Here is a 2545-nt window from a genome sequence, read left to right as displayed (position 1 = left end):
CGCTTTGCATTTTGATATGCATTTACAGCATAGGTATCTTGCCTTGATATTCTAATCTTCTAAGCAATATATTCTTTCTTCCCATCCTCGTTAATGATTTCTTCGTAGAGAACCATTCGTTTTGCGATCATCTGAAAAAACTCATAACAGTATTTTATGAACCCTTGTTCATTACACTTATTTTTCAAAGAATTTAACATTTCAACTGTAAAGTAAAGCGCCACATACCTGCACTCTATTTCCTTCATTGCTGCATAAAACGGAGAACTTTCATCAATGCCCATCTTTTCCGCTTTATGATAGCGTTCTTCATAAACATGAAAAATCTTTTGCAGATTTCCTATATCTTCCATTTCATCACCTCGCAGTATCACGAAACAGCTTGAGCCAGCAATTTCAGTGGTTTTAAAACTTTCTGTTCATAAGCATCCACAAAGTTTTTAACTTCTTCTGTCGATCCACAATATCCAAAACCCTGACATTGCCTGATACTTTCATCCGTTACTTCCATGGTATAAAAAGGTTTGGTAAGCTCTGAATTTCTACGAATAAATAAAATGATTGTTTTGCCATCTGCAACATCCTGTGTGTAATTGGCAACACAATGATGTAGCGTATGACCTTCCTCTCGAATAGAAAACAGATCCTCTGGTACCACTACAGATAACCCACCATCCGTCCAGGAATAAATCTTTCTGTACTTCTCCAGCAAACTCTTTGCCCGTTCATTCTCCAGTTTCATTTTTTCACGCAATTCTTTTTCTTCGATTTTCTGCACCACATCAGCCACATGATCATGTGCCTGTATCAGACGTTTCGGGAAAAGAACAAAGCTGTTCTTGGTATTATAGCCTAACCTTACGGCAAACCTCAGATAATCTCTCCACAATCGCATGACTGCAAAATATGGTTGTTTCTCTGTAGTCTGCTGGCTGCAATATCGCTCTACTTTATGCAGCGTTGTATATTGCATGAGTTCCAGGATCAAACTGATATCACGCTCATACTGTTGACAGAAACTGCGGAAGTCTTCCGGTATCTTACATTTTTTTTGTGAAAGCATCTTTTTATAGGTTCTAAATTCAAAGCTATACATATCATTCTGTTGTATAAAACGGAATTGTTCTCTTGTCACACCTAATACTTCCAACAGATTTTTCCCATCTTGATTATATTCACCGAAAAAATACCAAGGCTGTGTCAATTCTTCTACCATATGATAAAGTCCCGCTTTTACCATATACTCTATGAACGGCTTTGAACTATAACGCTTCAGATAATACGGCACGTTAACGCTAGCACCCTCATAACGATCTGCAAACTGTTTTATAGCGCAATATTGATATGGAGTGCCAGTTAATGCTTTTTCTAAATTCGCTGTATAGCAGGCAGCATCATAAAAGGTATAGCCATCCCAACCATCACACCAGCGAATTTCGCCTGTCTGCTTGAAATTTCTCCATTCATACTTCAGGCACTTTGTATCTTCATAAAAGATACGTTTTAATTCTAGCGTCCTGATTTCAGGCGTTTTATAATGCTTCCCATAGTATTTATAGATAGAGAAAAATCTGACCACAAACCCTTTTTTTGTTTTCTGGAAATATACAGCTTCTCCATGATCTAAGATACGAGTTGCCTTGCCTGCCGCCAAAAACAGCACTTTTTTGCCACAGTTTGGGCAAACCCCCTATCTTTCTGTGCTTTACACCGCTTACTTTCACATCACTGTGGCAATGGGTGCAGTATCCATCCATGTATTTTTTTCTGCTATATTGATAGTAGATATATCTGCTATGCGCCATTGCCGTTTCATCGATCCAATCCATAAAGTTCTTTGGCAGTTTTTTCACCTCACGCATTTTTTGGTCGATTTTCGATTTCTCCCTTTGATGTTTTTTCTCCAGCCGCTTTTCCATGATTCTTTTTTGCCCTTTTATCAACTTATCTACTGGAGAAAGCTTCTCCATATTGAGATATGAAAAAAAGCGATTCAAAACAGCAGCTGAACGATCATCACAGCAAGAAATTTCGATCTTCTTATACCATGTACTTTCTGTTAAATGTTCCATACGTCCTGTACGCCATACAGGCTCTTCTTCACGAAAGTCCTGTGTAATATAGTTCTCTTTTGTCATAAAAATACGAAATGACGGATACTGATCTTTATTTCTCAGTTTATCTTTCTCGTACAAAGAAACAATAAGCATCCTCTGGTGTGAAATCAAAGCGGTATGTGCATGCAGATAAAAATCTGTATTTTCAATCCTACAGGCTTGACTAACCGTACTTTTACTAGCCATTTTTATGGGGTATCCTTTTAAACTTCTTTTATCCATTCTAACTTCATCTGCCTTTCTTCAAATCAGGGATAACTGTTCCTGCATTGGTTTTTCAGGCTCATCAGCCTGTGCTGTTTCTATCGTTGCTGCAACAGGTTCCTTTTTTTCTTCCGATTTGTTCTTTGACTTCTTCATAGCAGCCTTTCTCTTTTCTTCTTGTTCTTTGCGCTTTTTTGCCACTTCTTCCTGACGTCTTTTTTCCG

General features: G+C 37.9%; 4 protein-coding genes. All 4 read right to left on the bottom strand.

Annotated features, from left to right (window positions below):
• Positions 1-59: 59 nt before the first annotated feature.
• Positions 60-353 (bottom strand): hypothetical protein, encoded by a 294-nt coding sequence (locus tag BUB35_RS18100; RefSeq protein WP_072854010.1) that lies wholly within the window; start codon positions 351-353, stop codon positions 60-62.
• A 17-nt stretch (positions 354-370) separates the two neighbouring features.
• Entirely contained in the window at positions 371-1654 is a 1284-nt protein-coding gene (locus BUB35_RS18095) for a PcfJ domain-containing protein (protein ID WP_143185512.1), read from the bottom strand.
• On the bottom strand, positions 1554-2339 hold the full coding sequence (locus BUB35_RS18090; protein WP_072854005.1) for a hypothetical protein: 786 nt from the start codon (positions 2337-2339) through the stop codon (positions 1554-1556). The genes BUB35_RS18095 and BUB35_RS18090 overlap by 101 nt, the downstream gene beginning before the upstream one ends.
• A 21-nt stretch (positions 2340-2360) precedes the next feature.
• Positions 2361-2545, bottom strand: a 185-nt coding sequence (locus BUB35_RS19180; protein ID WP_200777632.1) for a hypothetical protein, incomplete at its 5' end; no start/stop codon positions are given.

This window comes from Anaerotignum lactatifermentans DSM 14214, assembly GCF_900142265.1.
Taxonomy (GTDB): domain Bacteria; phylum Bacillota; class Clostridia; order Lachnospirales; family Anaerotignaceae; genus Anaerotignum; species Anaerotignum lactatifermentans.
The sequence above is the reverse complement of the archived record's forward strand: the minus strand, read 5'-3'. Positions and strand labels throughout refer to the sequence as shown.